Below are 17,128 nucleotides of genomic sequence, written 5' to 3'. Positions count from 1 at the left end.
AAACAACGGACAAAGGACAACTGACAACTAACAAAGGACAAAGGACAACGGACAAAGGACAAAATTATGACAACTAAGGCAGTTTTTCGCAATCTTGTGGTTAATAAGGGTAAACTGAGAGATTTGATTTCTTGGGCGTTTACCCACTATGGAACAGCACGGACGGCGGTAATGGCTGATAAGCTCAAGGATTTGGGCTTTCGCTATGCGACTAAGGCGGGGGTATCTATCAGTGTTGATGATTTAATGATTCCGCCTTCAAAAAAGGAATTGCTGGAAGCAGCAGAAACGGAAATTCTAGCCACAGAAGAACGTTATCAACGGGGAGAAATTACGGAAGTAGAACGTTTCCAAAAGGTGATTGATACTTGGAATAGTACATCTGAGTCTTTGAAAGATGAGGTTGTTACTCATTTCAAAAAAACCAATCCTTTAAACTCTGTTTACATGATGGCTTTTTCTGGTGCGCGGGGAAATATTTCTCAGGTGCGGCAGTTGGTGGGTATGCGGGGACTAATGGCAGATCCTCAGGGGGAAATTATTGATTTACCAATTAAAACTAATTTCCGGGAAGGGTTGACGGTTACGGAGTATATTATTTCTAGTTATGGAGCGCGGAAGGGACTGGTAGACACGGCGCTGCGGACTGCTGACTCTGGTTATTTAACTCGCCGATTGGTGGATGTTTCTCAGGATGTGATTGTCCGGGAGATTGACTGCGGAACGACGAAGGGGCTGGCTATTCGCGCCATGACTGAGGGTAATAAGATTTTAATTAAGTTAGCGTCACGGTTGATGGGTAGGGTGGTAGCTGAGGATGTGATTGACCCGGTGAGTGGGGAAGTTATCGCACCTCGGAATACTCCGATTGATGATGATTTAGCGATCGCTATTCAAAAGGCGGGGGTGAAGGAGGTGATAGTCCGTAGTCCTTTGACCTGTGAAGCGGCGCGGTCTGTTTGTCAACATTGCTACGGTTGGAGTCTGGCACACGCGAAGATGGTGGATCTGGGTGAAGCTGTGGGGATTATTGCGGCTCAGAGTATCGGTGAACCGGGTACACAGTTAACGATGCGGACTTTCCACACCGGGGGGGTATTTACGGGAGAAGTTGCTCAACAGGTACGCTCTCAGGTGTCAGGGGTGGTAAAAATTCCTCGTAATTTAAAAACCCGTCCCCACCGTACCCGTCATGGTGAAGATGCTTTATATGTAGAAACAGATGGAACTTTAATTATTGAAGGGGATAAAAAACATTCGGATCAGAAAAGTCAGGAAATAACTGTTACTCAAGGTTCAACTCTCTATGTTCATAATGGAGAACAAGTATTAGTAAATCACTTAATTGCTGAAGTAGCTCTAGGTGGTAAGACGACTAGAACCAATACGGAGAAAGCTGTTAAGGATGTGGCTTCTGATTTGGCTGGTGAGGTGAGGTTTGCAGAGGTTGTAGCAGAACAAAAGGTAGACCGTCAAGGTAATACTACTACTACTGCATCCAGGGGGGGATTGATTTGGATTCTCTCAGGTGATGTTTATAATTTGCCACCGGGGGCGGAGTTGGTGGTGAAAAATGGTGATGCGGTTGCTACTAATGGAGTATTGGCAGAAACTAAACTGACAACTGTTCACGGTGGTGTTGTGCGATTGCCAGAAACAACCCCGGAAAAGGCCACGAGGGAGGTAGAAATCATTACTGCTTCTGTGGTTTTGGATGAAGCTGCGGTAACGGTTCAGAGTTCCCAAGGGCGCAATAGCTATTTAATTACGACTACTAATAACCAAGAGTTTAACCTGCGGGCTACTCCAGGTACTAAGGTACTGAATGGTCAGGTGGTGGCGGAATTAATTGATGATCGTTACCGGACGACTACTGGCGGTTTATTGAAGTTTGCTGGTATAGAGGTGCAGAAAAAGGGCAAGGCCAAACTGGGTTATGAGGTGGTTCAGGGCGGAACATTGCTATGGATACCAGAAGAAACCCATGAGGTGAATAAGGATATTTCTCTACTGTTGGTAGAAGATGGTCAATTTGTAGAACCAGGTACAGAAGTAGTTAAAGACATCTTTTGTCAGACTGGCGGTGTCATAGAAATTACCCAAAAGAACGATATTCTTCGGGAAATAGTGATTAAACCCGGTGAGTTGTTGATGGTAGATGATCCTGAAGCGGCGATCGCTCATGATAATACTTTTTTGCAACCGGGGGAAGAGTTGCAAGGCATGATAGCGACGGAATTGCGTTATATCCAATATGTGGAAACACCAGAAGGACCGGCTTTATTAAGTCGTCCGGTGGTGGAGTTTGATGTACCAACGACTCCAGATGTACCTTCTACTACTTCTATTAATTGTCTCACGGGGCGATCAATTCAACTGAGGGCGGTGCAACGGATTTCTTATAAGGATTCGGAGCGGGTGAAGTCTGTGGAGGGTGTGGAACTGCTGCGGACACAAATAGTGTTAGAAATTGAACAGGCAACAGAAACAGAGCATGGTGGTTCTCCTTTGGCGGCGGACATTGAGTTGATTCCTGATGGGGAAAATGAGGAAATTCAGCGGTTACAGTTGGTGATTCTAGAGTCTTTGGTCATGCGTCGAGACATTGCGGCGGATGCGACCCAGGGCAGTACCCAAACTAATCTAGAAGTTGCTGATGGCGATACCATAGTTCCTGGTGCAGTGGTAGCTCGGACTAAGATTTTGTGTAAAGAGGGGGGAATAGTCCGGGGTGTGCAACAGGGCGCGGAAACTGTACGCCGTTGTTTGGTTTTGCGACAACATGATTTGATTAAGGTGACTACTAATGAATTACCGGGTGTGAAGGCGGGAGATTTGGTAGTTGAGGGTAGCGAAATTGCCCCTGGGGTATTTGCTACTGAGTCTGGGCAGGTTGTGGAAGTAGTCAATGGTCAATCGTCAGTGGTCAATGGCCAGGGGTCAATGATCAGTGGTCTTGAGACAATTAACAAAGAACAACGGACAACGGACAACGGACAACTGACTAATGACAATTCAGCCTACACTATTACTCTTCGCGTTGGTCGTCCTTACCGGGTGAGTCCAGGAGCGGTATTACAGGTAGAGGATGGGGATTTGGTGCAACGGGGAGATAATTTGGTGTTATTGGTGTTTGAACGGGCGAAGACTGGGGATATTATCCAAGGTTTACCCCGGATTGAGGAACTTTTAGAAGCCCGTAAACCCAAAGAAGCTTGTATTTTAGCTCGTCGTCCTGGTGAGGTAAGGGTGATTTATGGAGATGGTGATGAAGTAACATCTATTTCCCGTGAAGCTTACTCCATTAAAATCATGGAGGCTAATGGCACGGTGACGGATTACCCTCTTGGACCTGGGCAAAACCTGATTGTTCCCGACGGGGCGCGGGTGGTAGCTGGTCAACCTTTGACTGATGGACCTTCTAATCCCCATGAAATTTTAGAGCTATTCTTTAGTTTGGGGTCTGAGGATGGTGTTTATGCCTGTGCTAGTCTGGCCTTGCAAAAGGTACAAACGTTTTTGGTGAATGAGGTACAGATGGTGTATCAGTCTCAAGGGATTGAGATTGCTGATAAACACATTGAGGTGATTGTGCGCCAGATGACGAATAAGGTGCGGATTGATGATGGTGGGGATACGACTATGTTGCCTGGCGAGTTAGTGGAATTACGGCAGGTGGAACAGGTGAATGAGGCGATGGCGATTACTGGTGGTGCAAGGGCGCAATATACGCCGATGTTGCTAGGGATTACAAAAGCATCACTTAATACGGATAGTTTTATTTCCGCTGCTTCCTTCCAAGAAACTACAAGAGTATTAACTGAGGCAGCCATTGAAGGTAAGTCTGACTGGCTGCGCGGCTTGAAGGAAAATGTAATTATTGGGCGTTTGATTCCTGCTGGTACTGGTTATAACACTTTTGAGGAAGTAGGAGTAATTGATGACTATGTGACAGATATGGGTTTTGGGGGACATGGAGATGGGGTATTAGACGAGGTTGATGATTCATTGGATATGGTTTTGGATGACCGCACGGCTAAACTCTATAATTTGGACGCACCCGGAATGGGAGAAGAGGGCTTTGGTAACAGCAGTTCCAATCTTTTTGGCAGGGGAGAACGTCTAATGTTAGATGATGATGAGGATGATGACCTAATTGTTGATGAAATTAGCGACCTCATTATGGAAGATGATGATGCAGATGATGATGATTTTGACGATGATTTTGGGGAAAACGATGACGACAGGTAGGGGTAATCCCCCCGTGGTTGCCTAACGGTAATCCCCCTTTGCCCAAGGGTAATCCCCCCGTGGTTGCCCTTGGTAATAGATTCCTTATTCCCTGTACCTAAAAACCAAAATTAGCTAATTTATCATTGTTATCAGTAGATTTTTAATTCATTTATGACAACAGAAATCAGTCTACCAACCTTAGCCAGTCTTAACTACTATCCTTATATTGATGATCATGGTGAATTAATAGCAGATTTTCAAGGAAAAATCGGAGCTTATGCTATTTTTAATCAAGATAAAAATCTCCAATTTATTGGCTATTCCCGTGATATTTATCTGAGTTTAAAGCAGCATTTAGTCCGTCAACCTCAAAACTGTTATTGGGTGAAAGTGCAAACTATAGAACGTCCCAATCGCACAATTTTAGAAAATATTGAAAGTGCTTGGATTAGTGAAAATGCTGATACTTCCATTACCCAAACCTTATGCAAACAAAAATGGACTAATCCTATAGATGTTAAAGAATCAATGACACCAGAAGAACAAGAAAATTATCATAATATAGGTATTGATGAATTAGAGAAAAGCAAAGTTTTAAAAACTGTAGCACGGCGTGTTCAAGAAGAAATTTTGGCAATTCTAGAAGCGCGGGGACTGAAAACACAAATCCGCTTTAACCCGAAATTAAAGGAATTAGGATTGTTAGATTTGAAGTGAGTGGGGTGAGGGGATGTTTTTAATGTCTATAACGCGAGTCTATGTAATCTAAAATCTGAAATCTAAAATTTTATGATGTTTATACAGCACTTACTGGTGTTATGAGGTACATATTTAGCGGGCAAGATGCCCGCACTACAAAAGTTTCATCATTCAACTTTGTACTTCATCAGAGCATAAACTGCTGTAATTTGCCACCGAGGGCGGAAGGGACGCAATAGGTATTTAATTACTACTGTTAATCACCAAAAGTTTAAGTTATATAAATTTCTCAATACTTAGTACAGATTAGCTTAAAATAATTTTAGTGTCGGTGCGGTATTTCAGGAAAAAATTAATACCATGTCTAAAAATTTTAATTCTCCTAACCTTATTCAACCCTTAAATATCGCTAATGTTATCAGTGCAGGAATGCGATTGTACCGTTCTCATCTAAAAAAATATTTTCTCATAGCTCTTAAAGCTTGTGTTTGGTTACTAGTTCCTATTTACGGTTGGGTTAAATTTTATGCCCTCTCAGCCCTGATTTCTCGTTTATCTTTTGGTGAATTAGTTAACCAACCTGAAAGCGTTTCAGAAGGGGAACGATTTGTCAATTCCCGTTTATGGGAATTTTTTGTTAACATGATTTTCATGGTTGCTATTGGCTTATGTATTGGATCTGTATTTACACTTATTGGTGGTTTACTAATAAGTACATCAGCCCTATTAGGATCACAAGATGGAAATGTAGCTAATAGAATTATTTATGGTTTAATAGTGCTTGTATTTGCGATAATTGCTTGTACAGGTATCCTGTGGATAGCAATTAGATTTTATTTAGTAGATGTTTCCTTAGCAGTTGAGAATGATGTTAACGGTAGTTCAACGATTAATCGGAGTTGGAAACTAACTAAGGGAAATGTGGGCAGGATTCTGTTAATTTCTTTAATTGGTTTTTTAATTACCATTCCCATCCAATTTATTGTTAAAATCATTACTACTATTATTACTACTATTATTGGTATAATTGGGTTAATTGTTACACCTTTCCTAAGGGAAAGTGATCCCATTTTTTCAAAGATTTTTTTTGTGATTTCTCTTTTGTTAATACTTGGAATAACTTTTGTAAGTGGTGCTTTAATTCTTCCTTTTGTGCAAACAGTAAAAGCCGTAGTTTATTACGATCTTAGAAGTCAGCATGAAGGGATAGGTTTACAATTACGTAATCACGATATTTAATTATAAACCTGCTGATAAATGTTTCTATCCAAAATCTATTTTTTTGGAAATAAAGGTAATTTTTTACTCCTTTTTTTATTCATCAATTTCTGTAATAAACGATTGTGACAGTTAAAGGTGCGGAATGTGTGCCAAAGTCCAAAAATCCGATCTCAAATATTATAGTGGTGTTGTCCTGTGAATATCTGTATTTAATCATGCTGGAAACTGCTGTAATATCTTCTCAATCATCCGATTAGCTTGAGAACAATAACCACCACCAAATAAATTAAAATGATTTAAAATATGATAGAGATTATAAAGCGTTTTCCTGTATTCATATCCTTGATTTAAGGGAAATACCTCTTGATAACCTTGATAAAAAGCTGACGGAAAACCTCCAAATAATTCTGTCATAGCTATATCAACCTCCCTATCTCCAAAATAAGTTGCAGGATCAAAAATAACAGGTTCATTTTCCATAGTAAAACCTACATTTCCTCCCCATAAATCTCCATGAACTAAAGACGGTTGAATTTGATAATCTGCAAATAATTGGGGAATAGCTACTAATAATTCAGCTGCAAGGGGAAAATTTCCACCGCGTTTTTTGGCGAGTTGAAATTGATAGCTTAAACGGTTTTGAGTATAAAATTCTGGCCAGGAAGCATGGAAATTATTAATTTGAGGTGTAGCGCCAATGGTGTTATTTATATCCCAGCCAAAACCTTTGTTAGTGGTAATTTTGTGCATGGCTGCTAATTTCCGTCCCATTTCTGACCAAGATTGATGATTACCATTGGTCATTTCTAGCCATTCTAATACAATATAACTGGAAGTTCCTGTAATTCCCCAACAAAGAGGTTTAGGAACGCGGATAGTTCCAGTATTATAGATTTGTTGTAAACCCAGCATTTCTGCTGTAAACATTGACTGTTGGGAGGGTTGGTTAAGTTTGACAAAGTAGGTTATTTTACTATTGCTAATGGCATAACTTTGGTTAATACATCCACCACTGATAGATAAATGCTGATTACTGACAAATTTTTCTCCAGTGATTTGACTAATATGATGATCAATTTCTGGCCAAGTCATAGTTCTTTGATTGTTTGTTAATTGTCGGTTGTTGGTTGTTAAGAATAGATTACCAATGACTAAACAGGTTTGACAATAACGATACCATAAGCATCTGGGGAAAGATAATTTTTCGCTGCTTGGATTAAATCAGTTGCTTCCTGTGCGTGCATAAGTTGGGGATAATTAAAAGCTGGTTCTAAATCACCAATTAAAGACTGATAATAACCATATAATCCGGCGCGATAGCGAAGCGCTCCGTAGGAATCGCTTGGCGTTTCATTACCAAAAATAAAGCGATTAGTAACTCATTTTCGCACACGGTAAATTTCTGATTCTTTTACCAATTCTGTTTGTAATATGCGAAGATGTTGAGCGATAGCGAAGCGCTGCTGCAAGCAGTTCGCTTCTTCTACAGCGGCTAAATTTTCTACATTACATTTAGCGGAAATTGAAAACACACCTTGCCATAAATTACTCATATTACTAACAGAAATTGAAGATACTAACTCTCGTTCTTCCCGTAAATCATGGACTAATCTAGATGTTCTGACCTGTCCTAAAATTCCGGCTATAATATCAAGTGCATAAGTTTCATTTAATTCTTTTAATCCCGGTACTCGCCAAATCATTATTAATCTCGCTTGTTGGAGAGTTTCATCAACAAATTCTCGACGCACAATTTCTGTAAATACAGGTTCAGGAATTACAGGTATTTCTATTAATTCGTTTATTGTTTGTCGTTGATTTTTACTAAATTCTGCCGCGATAATTTCTATTAATTCCTCTACTGGTAAATTACCCACAGCTACCGCTGTCATTGACTGAGGTTGATACCAATAACTATGAAAATCTCACATTTGTTGGGGTTTGACTTCAGAAATAACCTCAGCCGGTCCAAGGACTGGACGACGATAGGGTAAAGTATCAAAAGCGGTTTCCATTGCGTGACGATAAATGCGTCGTCCGGGGTTATCTTCAGAACGTCTAATTTCTTCTAAAACTACCAATCTTTCCCGTTCAAAAGCATCATCAGGAATACTAGGATTACAGACAACATCTATTTGTAAAGGTGCTAATTCAGCAAAATCTTTAGGTGCAGTTGTGATATAATAATGGGTATAATCTTGGCTGGTAGCAGCATTAGTGACAGCACCGCGCTCTTCAATGCGACGTTCAAACTCACCACTAATTAGTTTTTGTGTACCCTTAAAAACAATATGTTCTAAAAAGTGAGCCATACCATTAATAGCATCAGATTCCATTGCAGAACCGGTTTTTACCCATAAATCAAGATTAACCGCGTCTATTGGCATTTGTTCGGCAATAATAGTCAAACCATTAGGTAAATGGTGCAAGGTGGGTGCATTAAGACGGGGAAATTTTGCCAGAGTTGATGTCATTGCTTATGGTGTTTTCAGCTATGTTACTTCTTCTATATTACAACTTTCTTGATGCTGTAAACCTGGGAAAGATTTTAAGAGGAATTGGGGATTTTGACCAAAACCTAATCTATTTTTTCTAAAAATTGTTGTATGTGGTAAGTATCATTACCTGGATTTTACGAAACGAACAAACCGTTTCTATCTTCAAATGTAATTTTTTGTTTTTTAGTTGTTCCCTCATTTGGTATGCGACGACATGAAAATAATAATCCTCTAAATTCAACTTCCGTATTGATTTGATCGTTAAAAATTTTAATCCGTTGTAAGACAAAATGAACAAAACTTTTAGCCGCTTTTAATTGTTGTAAGTAACCTTTGGGATTTGTAGATTTCATTTCTATCAACAAAACATAAACCTTATTTGACTTTTGTAAAAATAAAATTCCATCATTTTTAGAACAAATACCTTGACATTGAGAATTAAAAAAAGGATATACAGGATCATTGTTTCCTTGTCCCTTATCTTTATCTAGAGAAAAACCAAAACAATCTATTGATTTTTTTAACTTTATCTTTACAAACTTACATTGTGCATCTGGTTGTTTTTCTTCAATTAAAAGAGTCAAATCATCTGCAACTAAATGAAAATCTTGTTTAATTGCAAGTTTTACTTGATTAATTAAATTATCACTCATTATCTCAATCTTCCTCTTCTTGAGAAGCATAGTAAATATCGTTGGAAGACTGATTAAGATTATTAATTACATTATCAAATGTTTCTGCAATAATACCTTCATTGGGATCAATTTCCATCTCCTTGATAGTTTTTTGATCAAATAGATAAGCGGACACTTTTTCAGGGTTTAAAGACTCCCCAGGTTCATAACCATAACGCTGACGCAATTCACTAGCTTTTATAAAAGATTTATTCAACATCATCAGATTATTTAATTCACGGACAAAATAGGGACTATGGGTACTCAATACTACTTTAACACCATTATTGACCAATTTTGCCAATACTCTCGCTAAATTTCGTTGATTATCTGGATGTAAGCTTAATTCTGGTTCGTCAATCATTAAATAATCTCCTGGTTGAGCCAGATGTTCTAAATAGAAAACTAAACTAAATAGAGTTTTGACCGTAGATGAAGTAAAATGTAAAGGCATTTTTTTATTGTTACTTCGATAAGGTAAGAAAAATATATCCCCATAACGATCTATTTCATATTTACCATTAATAATGTTTTTTTGAATGTCTTGTGCTTGTATTTGATAATCACTTTTTCGCTTTTTAGTATTAGTCAAGTCATTCAAAAACTCAATATAATCAGAAATTGGTTCTGCATAACGAGATTTAATAATATCTTTTAAAACTTCCATTGGACTAATCTTATCCTTCTGTGCATGATGCAGGAGACGGTTACGAATACTCGATAGCTCTTTAAAAAATAAATTGAGTCCACCCCGTTCAGCAGGAATTAGAAAACAATTTTGCTTCTTTTTGCTAAAAATTAACCTAGTGATCTGACCCGAAATCAACTCTGTCAATAAGTTATGCGGAATACTTTTATCATCTCGCATTGTAAAAGTTACATTGGTATCATTTTCAGGTTTTTGAATATCTAAAAACCAGTCTGATTCTTTATTGCTGAGACTTACACGACTTTGCCAAGGATGATTAGTTATATTGGCTAAAATTAAATCAATATCAAGTTTTAATGTAATTTGAGTTTGCCTAACTTCATCCGATTCAACCCCAAACAAATTTGGTAAATGGTTCTTAATTCCTTGTGTTATCTCTTCTAAAATATTATCATAATTATCGCGGATCAAATTTTGAATATTGTATTGGCAGACTGTCTCTTGACTTAATTGTCTAACAAGATTCACTACAAAATTAAAATTCACTTCAAAACGCTGATCAAGTAAAGCATATAAAGAATACATCACATAAGTTTTACCTGTATTATTAGCACCGCAGAGTAACGTAAAATCATTTAATTCTAAATTCCCTTGTTTAATGACTCCAAGATTATTAAAAGAAACTTTTGTCTCTAACATATTTTCCTTTTTTCTAATTAATTTTATAGGATTACTTATGAATCGCCAAGATCACTCCTAATTATATCATATTTTTGTGTTTTTGTTTTGATAACTATAAAAATAGCAAGATTAGGATCATTTAACTAATGGTATATTAATCAGAAAATATTTATATAACTAGGGTAGTTGAGATTAAACTTGTATAATTAGGTTAGGCAAAATGCCCAACCTATGAAATCGCAAAATCAGAAATGTAGAAATGTCTCTACACTAAATTAACTCAATTCAAAAACACCGAACCACTGATTGCTTGTTCAGAAGAAGATAATGGCAAAAATTTCTCCCCTAGCAATTTCTGGAAAGTTTTGACATCATTTTGCCAGTTACCAATTACTTGTTGTAAGTCCTGGACTTTTTCGGTGTTGTTGTTACCTAATAGGGGATAACTTAAGTTACCAGAAAATAAAATTGCTGGTGTTACCTGTTCCCCAAATTGAACATTTACTTGATTAATAGCTAAATTCAAAACTCCGCGCTTTAAGGGGTAAGTCAACTCCAAAGAAGCACTGACTTTACCCCCCTCAAATTCTTGCCATGAACCAGGAGATAAAAGCTTACCACATATATATTGATAAGCATCCGTTTCTGATGGAAACCCGACAAATCCTTTGGGGTTAATTCCCACTGCTTGATACTCTATTTGAGATAACTTTTCTATCAATTGACTCGCAACTGCTGCTACTTGAATCTCTAATGGAGTTTTTGATCCTACCATCTCTAATACATTTAGTCGGTTCGGTTGAACAATAATTCCCACCCCATTTTTATAAACCAACTGCACTAAATTGTTATTGTACACTGGTTGATTTGCTAATTCCCAATCAGCAGGAATAATTCCCGTATATTTGAGAAAATCTGGGTTTAAAACTGCGGGATTTAGATTTTTAGCGACGATAGAAATCGCTATTTCTGAGATTTGTAAACTATTGCTCATAAACTCCTGGTTATTGCTGAATTTATTAACAGTATAAATACTGTCAAAACTAGTATACGTCAAAATCAAATATTTGTGAGTGCAAACTTTTCCCTTTTATGGTGCTAATATATATATGCTTAATTTAGATTAAGTATGATTAAGTAAATTTGTTAATGATAAATAAATTTTTTATTGTAAACTAATAATTAGTAATATTAAGAATTATGTCAAATTTATCTGATAGAAAAAATCAATCCCGTGTGATTGTCATTGGTGCGGGTATAGGTGGAATTACGGCAGGTGCATTATTATCCAATAAAGGTTATAATGTCCTTGTACTTGACCAAGCAATAGTTCCTGGTGGTTGCGCTTCGACCTTCAAACGTCAAGGATTTACCTTTGATGTTGGTGCGACCCAAGTTGCAGGTTTAGAACCTGGGGGAATTCATCATCGCATTTTCTCGGAATTAAATATAGAATTACCCGCAGCTACACCTTGTGACCCAGCTTGTGCGGTATATCTTCCAGGAGAGTCTACACCCATTAATGTGTGGCGTGATGCAGAAAAATGGCAAGAAGAACGCCAAAAACAGTTTCCGGGAAGTGAATCTTTTTGGCAATTATTAACAACTTTATTTAATGCTAGTTGGGAATTTCAAGGACGTGATCCTGTGTTACCACCGCGTAATTTATGGGATTTAAAACAATTAATTAAAGCAGTGCGTCCGAGTACATTTATAACTGCACCTTTCACCTTGATGACAGTGGGAGATGCTTTACGATTATGTGGTTTAGGAAATGATAAAAGACTGCGGACATTTTTAGATTTACAACTCAAATTATATTCTCAAGTTAGCGCGGAAGAAACTGCCCTACTTTATGCAGCCACAGCTTTGAATGTATCCCAATTACCCCAAGGATTATTTCATCTGCAAGGAAGTATGCAAGTATTGAGCGATCGCTTGGTAGAATCTTTAGAACGAGATGGTGGTAAATTATTAATGAGACATACCGTCGAAAAAATCAAAGTTGAAAATAACCAAGCTAAATCTGTAAGCATTAAAAATCAGAAAACCGGAGAAACTTGGACAGAATCAGCAGATCATATAATTGCTAACGTTACGGTTGAAAACTTAGTTCAACTATTAGGAGAAAACGCCCCTTGGGGATATAAACAAAGAGTACAAAAACTACCTCCTGCTTCTGGTGCTTTTGTTGTTTATCTAGGTGTAGATAAGAGTGCAATTCCCGCCAATTGTCCACCGCATTTACAATTTTTATATGATATTAATGGACCAATTGGCGAAAATAATTCCCTATTTGTATCTGTAAGTCATGAAGGAGACGGCCGCGCACCATTAGGAAAAGCGACAATTATCGCTTCTTCCTTTGTTGATTTTACTCCCTGGTGGGAAACTGAAAATTACGAAGAGTTAAAACAAAAATTTACTCAAGAAGCAATATCCAAACTTTCCCAATATTTCTATTTAAAACCAGAAACCATCATTTATGTAGAAGCAGCCACACCTCGCACCTTTGCTAATTATACAGGCAGAAAAAAGGGAATTGTAGGCGGTATTGGTCAAAGAATTTCTACCTTTGGACCCTTTGGTTTTGCTAATCGTACTCCTATTAATAATTTGTGGTTAGTTGGTGATTCTACCCACCCTGGAGAAGGAACTGCGGGGGTGAGTTATTCGGCTTTGACGGTAGTTAGACAAATTCAAAATCAAGGGTAAAATTCCTTTTTCTCACCCAGAGGTGCGGAGAAGAGATCACAAAAAAAGATGACTTCTTAAGTCACTTTTTTTAAATAAAATTACTTTGTTAAAGTAACAACGTAATTTGTGTAATAATTATGAACAATTGCTCATTTGTATCCTTTATAGAGTTTTATCATCATGACTATAGTTCCAGTTCCCGGAGATGCCAATGATAATGACCCAATTAAGAAACTTCTAGATTGGATAGTTAATGTAGGGATAAATGGTTTTAGTGTTTTACCAGCAGCCAAGAAAGTTGCTGAAGATCATCTATCTGCGTGTGGATACGATAAAGATAAAGCTATAAATTCAATAATTACTTGGAGAACAGCCTATGCTGCTGGTACTGGATTTGTAACCGGATTAGGGGGTTTAGCTACTTTACCTATAACTATACCTGCAAGTTTAGCATCATCTTACGCTTTAGCTGCTAATACTGCTGCTGCCATAGCAAGTGTAAGAGGTTATGATATTGAATCAGATCAAGTTCGTACTTTTGTACTTCTGGCATTACTGCGGGACTCAACTTTAGAAGTTATGAAGACAGTGGGTGTTAATCTAGGAACAAAACTCACAAAATCACTGATTAGTCAAATACCGGGAAAAGTATTAATAGAAATTAATAAAAAAGTTGGTTTTAGGTTAATTACTAAAGCAGGAGAGAAAGGAGTTGTCAATTTAATGAAGTTAGTCCCTATAGTTGGTGGTGTAGTTGGAGCGGGCTTTGATGGCACATTTGTTAATAAATGTGGTAATGTAGCAAAAAATCTATTTAATTAGTCAATAATTTGAAATATGGTAACAACAGCAATACCGGGAGAAACCAGAGTTTTACTTGAAAACATCACCTGGCAAACATTTAAAACCATGTTGGCTGAAATGGGTTCAGAACGCGCAAATAAAATTTCTTATCGTCAGGGAAATATAGAAGTTATGACACCACTCAAACCTCACGAAAGCTCAAACCGTCTAATTGAGGTTTTTGTTGGGGTATTGTGTGAAGAATTGGGATTAGAAGTTAATCGAGTCGGTTCACTCACATTAACTAGGGATGATTTAGAATATGGTGCAGAACCAGATAGCAGTTATTACATCCAAAATGAGTTATTAGTTAGAGAAAAAGAGAATATTGATTTAGCATTTGATCCACCTCCAGACTTAGTATTAGAAGTAGAATATTCTCGACCAAAAATAGACAAATTTAAACTTTACGCTGCAATGGGAATTCCCGAATTTTGGCGTTATAACGGAACTACATTAAGAGTCTACATCCTTGCAAACGGGCAATATTCAGAAACTCAAACTAGCCCCACATTTGCAGTGATACCAATTAAAGAAATCCCCAGATTTATCGAAGAAAGCAAAAAAATTGGACAAATTGCCGTAACTCGTGCCTTTCGCACTTGGGTTAAATTAAAAGCCTCAGAATAATTTGTAATTCAAAATCAACACGTTGCTAAATTAAGTATGAAATTGAAAAATCAAGGATTCCTCACTTTGCTCGTTTCCGCTTTTACGTGAGGCTAATTCATACTTAAAATTAGCAAAATTATAAATTAATTACTAATTAATTACTAACTTCTGAAGGCTGAAATTCTTCCACTGGTGTTGCTTCTGGCGTGGATTCCACTGATGGAACAAGTGGTGATTTGGGAATCAGCAATTGCCGCCAGGTTCTAATTTGTTCCCTAGCCTCAGTATAAGCACTGCTACCGCGAGGGATTAACTTCGCTGTAGTAATAGCTTTAGCAACATCATCTTCACTTTGAGAACGTGCTATTTGTAATAATTGTTGACTCCACTGGTCAATGGCAATGTTCACATCTAAACGTAAACTGTTACGATTAGATACCCGATTTGCGAACTCGATAGCCTGAACCAAAGCTTCAGGTGTGCCAATATCTGCAACTTGCTTGGCTTTTTGCCAATTTTCCTGAGAGCGAATTTGGTCTTGCCAGCTATCTATAGCTGTTTGGGCTTCATTAGACAAAGCGCGTCCTGATGCAGCGATTTTTTGAGCTTCACTAATTGCAGTTTTTAAATCACCATTATCGGCCAACGCCCTAGCCTGATCTAAGTATGGTTGATCTTGAATACGCTCAATTTTTGCGGTCCATAGCCGAATCTTTTTCCTTGCTTCTGGATATAATGCTCGCCCAGAACGAATTTGACTAACTTCAGCGATCGCTATTTGTAATGAGTTAATATCTTCACTAATTGCTAGTTGTTCAGCCCGTTCTAAATATGGTCTATCTTCAATCGTCTCCACCTGGCCACGCCAACGCCCCATTTCCTGACGGGCTTCCTCCCCCCGGGGATTACTACTGGGAATTAACTCTACCTCAGAAATAGCCGCAGTTAAATCACTAACCGTACCTTGACTAGCTAAATTCCGGGCTTTTTCTAAGCGAGAAACATCTTCAATTTCTAATTGCCAACTAGCAATTAATTGCTGTGCTTCATTATAATTTTCCCTAGAAGCATCTATTTGTTGGGCTTGAGAAATCGCCGTTTCTAACCCAGCCACAGTACCAATAAAAGCGCTTCTTTTCGCCTCACCCAAAACCATAAAATCATCAACTTCCGCCTGTAATTCAGGAATAGAGGGGATTTTTCGAGCAATTTCCAGCGCTTTATCAGCATCTCGCTCTTTCATCTTCCCCTGTGCCAATTTAAGTATTTTCCGCGCAAATCCAGTGATTAGATCCTGGGCTTTTTGGTATAAATAACTATCTGGTTTAATCGTTTGAGCTAGTTTAATCGCTTTGAGTAAATTATCTAAACTCCGGTTTTCTGCCAAATTTTCAGCTTTGTAAAGTTTATCCCCATCTTCCCGCGCCGTGACAATAATATTATTTAATTGCTCATATTTAGTATTTGCCCAGTATTTATTATTTACCCGCAGTAATCTAGCACTGAGCATAAAAGCCGATTGCCAATGTCTTTGGCGCAGTTCTTTTTCGGCCTCCTGGTAGATTCCTTCAGCTTTTGACCAAATTGATTGCCATTTTTCAATTTGTTCTTCTACTAATTTACTCGCTTCTAAATCCGCTGGAATTTGACGAGCAGTAGCGATCGCCCCCGGCAAATCCCCCGACTGAAAAGTTTCATCAGCTAGTTGTAAAATATCCCGTGACCATTGTTCTAAAAACCGATTTATTTCCCCCCGTAGAGGGTGATTTTCTGGTAACTGTTTCACCAAAGCGATCGCTTGGAGCAAATCATTAACTGTTTGCTTAGAAGCCGCCAACTGAGCGCAATGTAACCTAACTGACGCACTGGCTAAAGGCCAGAAAATCTGCGGACAATTAGGAGCAGACGGCAGCTTAAATAACATAGATACTGCCAGAAACCCCACACTTCCAGGAATCAAAGTTAGCACTAGGGCTAAAGGTATCCATCCTTTCATCCAAGGTGGCATCTTCCCAGTTATAACACTGAGATTAAAAGTACCCTTAGAAGCATTATTTATAGATAGGTCTGCGCCATCTTGATTTTTTCCATTCTTCACTGACTTAAAATGAGAACCAACAGCAGTAGTATCAGTCGTTTGATTATTTGGTATATAGTTGGGCTGAGGTTCAATTGGTTCTTCTACTCGGTCTAAAGACCAATTATCTGGAATATCTCGCTCTGTCATTGCTCACACCACACTAATTAATTGAATAGCGATATGAAAGTAGGTAGATCAATAAATTAAATATAGATAATATTATTCCTATATCCTAACTTTC

General features: G+C 38.0%; 11 protein-coding genes and 1 pseudogene. 6 read left to right on the top strand and 6 right to left on the bottom strand.

Annotated features, from left to right (window positions below):
• Positions 1-66: 66 nt before the first annotated feature.
• From ACIR131C_RS0111685 to ACIR131C_RS0111675, 3 genes are all read left to right on the top strand, one after another.
• Complete coding sequence (locus tag ACIR131C_RS0111685; RefSeq protein ID WP_028090338.1) at positions 67-4,251, top strand: DNA-directed RNA polymerase subunit beta''; 4,185 nt, start codon at positions 67-69, stop codon at positions 4,249-4,251.
• A 153-nt stretch (positions 4,252-4,404) separates the two neighbouring features.
• Positions 4,405-4,950: a GIY-YIG nuclease family protein gene (locus ACIR131C_RS0111680; RefSeq protein ID WP_028090337.1), complete on the top strand. Its 546-nt coding sequence runs from the start codon at positions 4,405-4,407 to the stop codon at positions 4,948-4,950.
• 342 nt (positions 4,951-5,292) lie between these two features.
• Positions 5,293-6,171, top strand: a complete 879-nt coding sequence (locus ACIR131C_RS0111675) for a hypothetical protein (protein ID WP_028090336.1) — start codon at positions 5,293-5,295, stop codon at positions 6,169-6,171.
• Between the two features lie 195 nt (positions 6,172-6,366).
• On the opposite strand, the gene ACIR131C_RS0111670 is transcribed toward ACIR131C_RS0111675, so the two are convergent.
• From ACIR131C_RS0111670 to ACIR131C_RS0111650, 5 genes and pseudogenes are all read right to left on the bottom strand, one after another.
• Positions 6,367-7,245: a fructosamine kinase family protein gene (locus ACIR131C_RS0111670; protein ID WP_028090335.1), complete on the bottom strand. Its 879-nt coding sequence runs from the start codon at positions 7,243-7,245 to the stop codon at positions 6,367-6,369.
• Positions 7,246-7,304: 59 nt separating this feature from the next.
• A pseudogene (locus tag ACIR131C_RS22585) lies at positions 7,305-8,627 on the bottom strand (M16 family metallopeptidase).
• 158 nt (positions 8,628-8,785) lie between these two features.
• Positions 8,786-9,304 (bottom strand): hypothetical protein, encoded by a 519-nt coding sequence (locus ACIR131C_RS0111660; protein ID WP_028090334.1) that lies wholly within the window; start codon positions 9,302-9,304, stop codon positions 8,786-8,788.
• 4 nt (positions 9,305-9,308) lie between these two features.
• Positions 9,309-10,673, bottom strand: coding sequence for an AAA family ATPase (locus ACIR131C_RS0111655; protein ID WP_028090333.1), 1,365 nt, complete (start codon positions 10,671-10,673; stop codon positions 9,309-9,311).
• A gap of 262 nt (positions 10,674-10,935) precedes the next feature.
• Positions 10,936-11,649, bottom strand: coding sequence for a hypothetical protein (locus tag ACIR131C_RS0111650; protein ID WP_028090332.1), 714 nt, complete (start codon positions 11,647-11,649; stop codon positions 10,936-10,938).
• A gap of 206 nt (positions 11,650-11,855) precedes the next feature.
• Here ACIR131C_RS0111650 and crtD point away from each other — a divergent pair, with 206 nt between their 5' ends.
• The 3 genes from crtD to ACIR131C_RS0111635 all read left to right on the top strand — a co-directional run bounded on the left by crtD (position 11,856) and on the right by ACIR131C_RS0111635 (position 14,825).
• Entirely contained in the window at positions 11,856-13,370 is a 1,515-nt protein-coding gene (gene crtD, locus ACIR131C_RS0111645) for a C-3',4' desaturase CrtD (protein WP_028090331.1), read from the top strand.
• Positions 13,371-13,532: 162 nt separating this feature from the next.
• The gene (locus tag ACIR131C_RS0111640; RefSeq protein WP_028090330.1) at positions 13,533-14,174 is read left to right on the top strand and encodes an EcsC family protein; all 642 of its coding nucleotides are present in this window, start codon (positions 13,533-13,535) and stop codon (positions 14,172-14,174) included.
• A 15-nt stretch (positions 14,175-14,189) separates the two neighbouring features.
• Positions 14,190-14,825: a Uma2 family endonuclease gene (locus tag ACIR131C_RS0111635; protein ID WP_028090329.1), complete on the top strand. Its 636-nt coding sequence runs from the start codon at positions 14,190-14,192 to the stop codon at positions 14,823-14,825.
• Between the two features lie 136 nt (positions 14,826-14,961).
• On the opposite strand, the gene ACIR131C_RS0111630 is transcribed toward ACIR131C_RS0111635, so the two are convergent.
• Complete coding sequence (locus tag ACIR131C_RS0111630) at positions 14,962-17,034, bottom strand: hypothetical protein (RefSeq protein ID WP_028090328.1); 2,073 nt, start codon at positions 17,032-17,034, stop codon at positions 14,962-14,964.
• Positions 17,035-17,128 lie beyond the last annotated feature (94 nt).

The organism is Dolichospermum circinale AWQC131C (assembly GCF_000426905.1).
Lineage (GTDB): Bacteria > Cyanobacteriota > Cyanobacteriia > Cyanobacteriales > Nostocaceae > Dolichospermum > Dolichospermum circinale.
Note: the sequence above shows the minus strand (reverse complement) of the source record. Positions and strands in the feature narration are given on the sequence as shown.

Coding starts and splice junctions, on each gene's coding strand:
- ACIR131C_RS0111650 (WP_028090332.1), bottom strand. CDS start 11,649: ATGAGCAATAGTTTACAAATCTCAGAAATAGCGATTTCTATCGTCGCT.
- ACIR131C_RS0111670 (WP_028090335.1), bottom strand. CDS start 7,245: ATGACTTGGCCAGAAATTGATCATCATATTAGTCAAATCACTGGAGAA.
- ACIR131C_RS0111635 (WP_028090329.1), top strand. CDS start 14,190: ATGGTAACAACAGCAATACCGGGAGAAACCAGAGTTTTACTTGAAAAC.
- ACIR131C_RS0111655 (WP_028090333.1), bottom strand. CDS start 10,673: ATGTTAGAGACAAAAGTTTCTTTTAATAATCTTGGAGTCATTAAACAA.
- ACIR131C_RS0111685 (WP_028090338.1), top strand. CDS start 67: ATGACAACTAAGGCAGTTTTTCGCAATCTTGTGGTTAATAAGGGTAAA.
- ACIR131C_RS0111640 (WP_028090330.1), top strand. CDS start 13,533: ATGACTATAGTTCCAGTTCCCGGAGATGCCAATGATAATGACCCAATT.
- ACIR131C_RS0111660 (WP_028090334.1), bottom strand. CDS start 9,304: ATGAGTGATAATTTAATTAATCAAGTAAAACTTGCAATTAAACAAGAT.
- crtD (WP_028090331.1), top strand. CDS start 11,856: ATGTCAAATTTATCTGATAGAAAAAATCAATCCCGTGTGATTGTCATT.
- ACIR131C_RS0111630 (WP_028090328.1), bottom strand. CDS start 17,034: ATGACAGAGCGAGATATTCCAGATAATTGGTCTTTAGACCGAGTAGAA.
- ACIR131C_RS0111675 (WP_028090336.1), top strand. CDS start 5,293: ATGTCTAAAAATTTTAATTCTCCTAACCTTATTCAACCCTTAAATATC.
- ACIR131C_RS0111680 (WP_028090337.1), top strand. CDS start 4,405: ATGACAACAGAAATCAGTCTACCAACCTTAGCCAGTCTTAACTACTAT.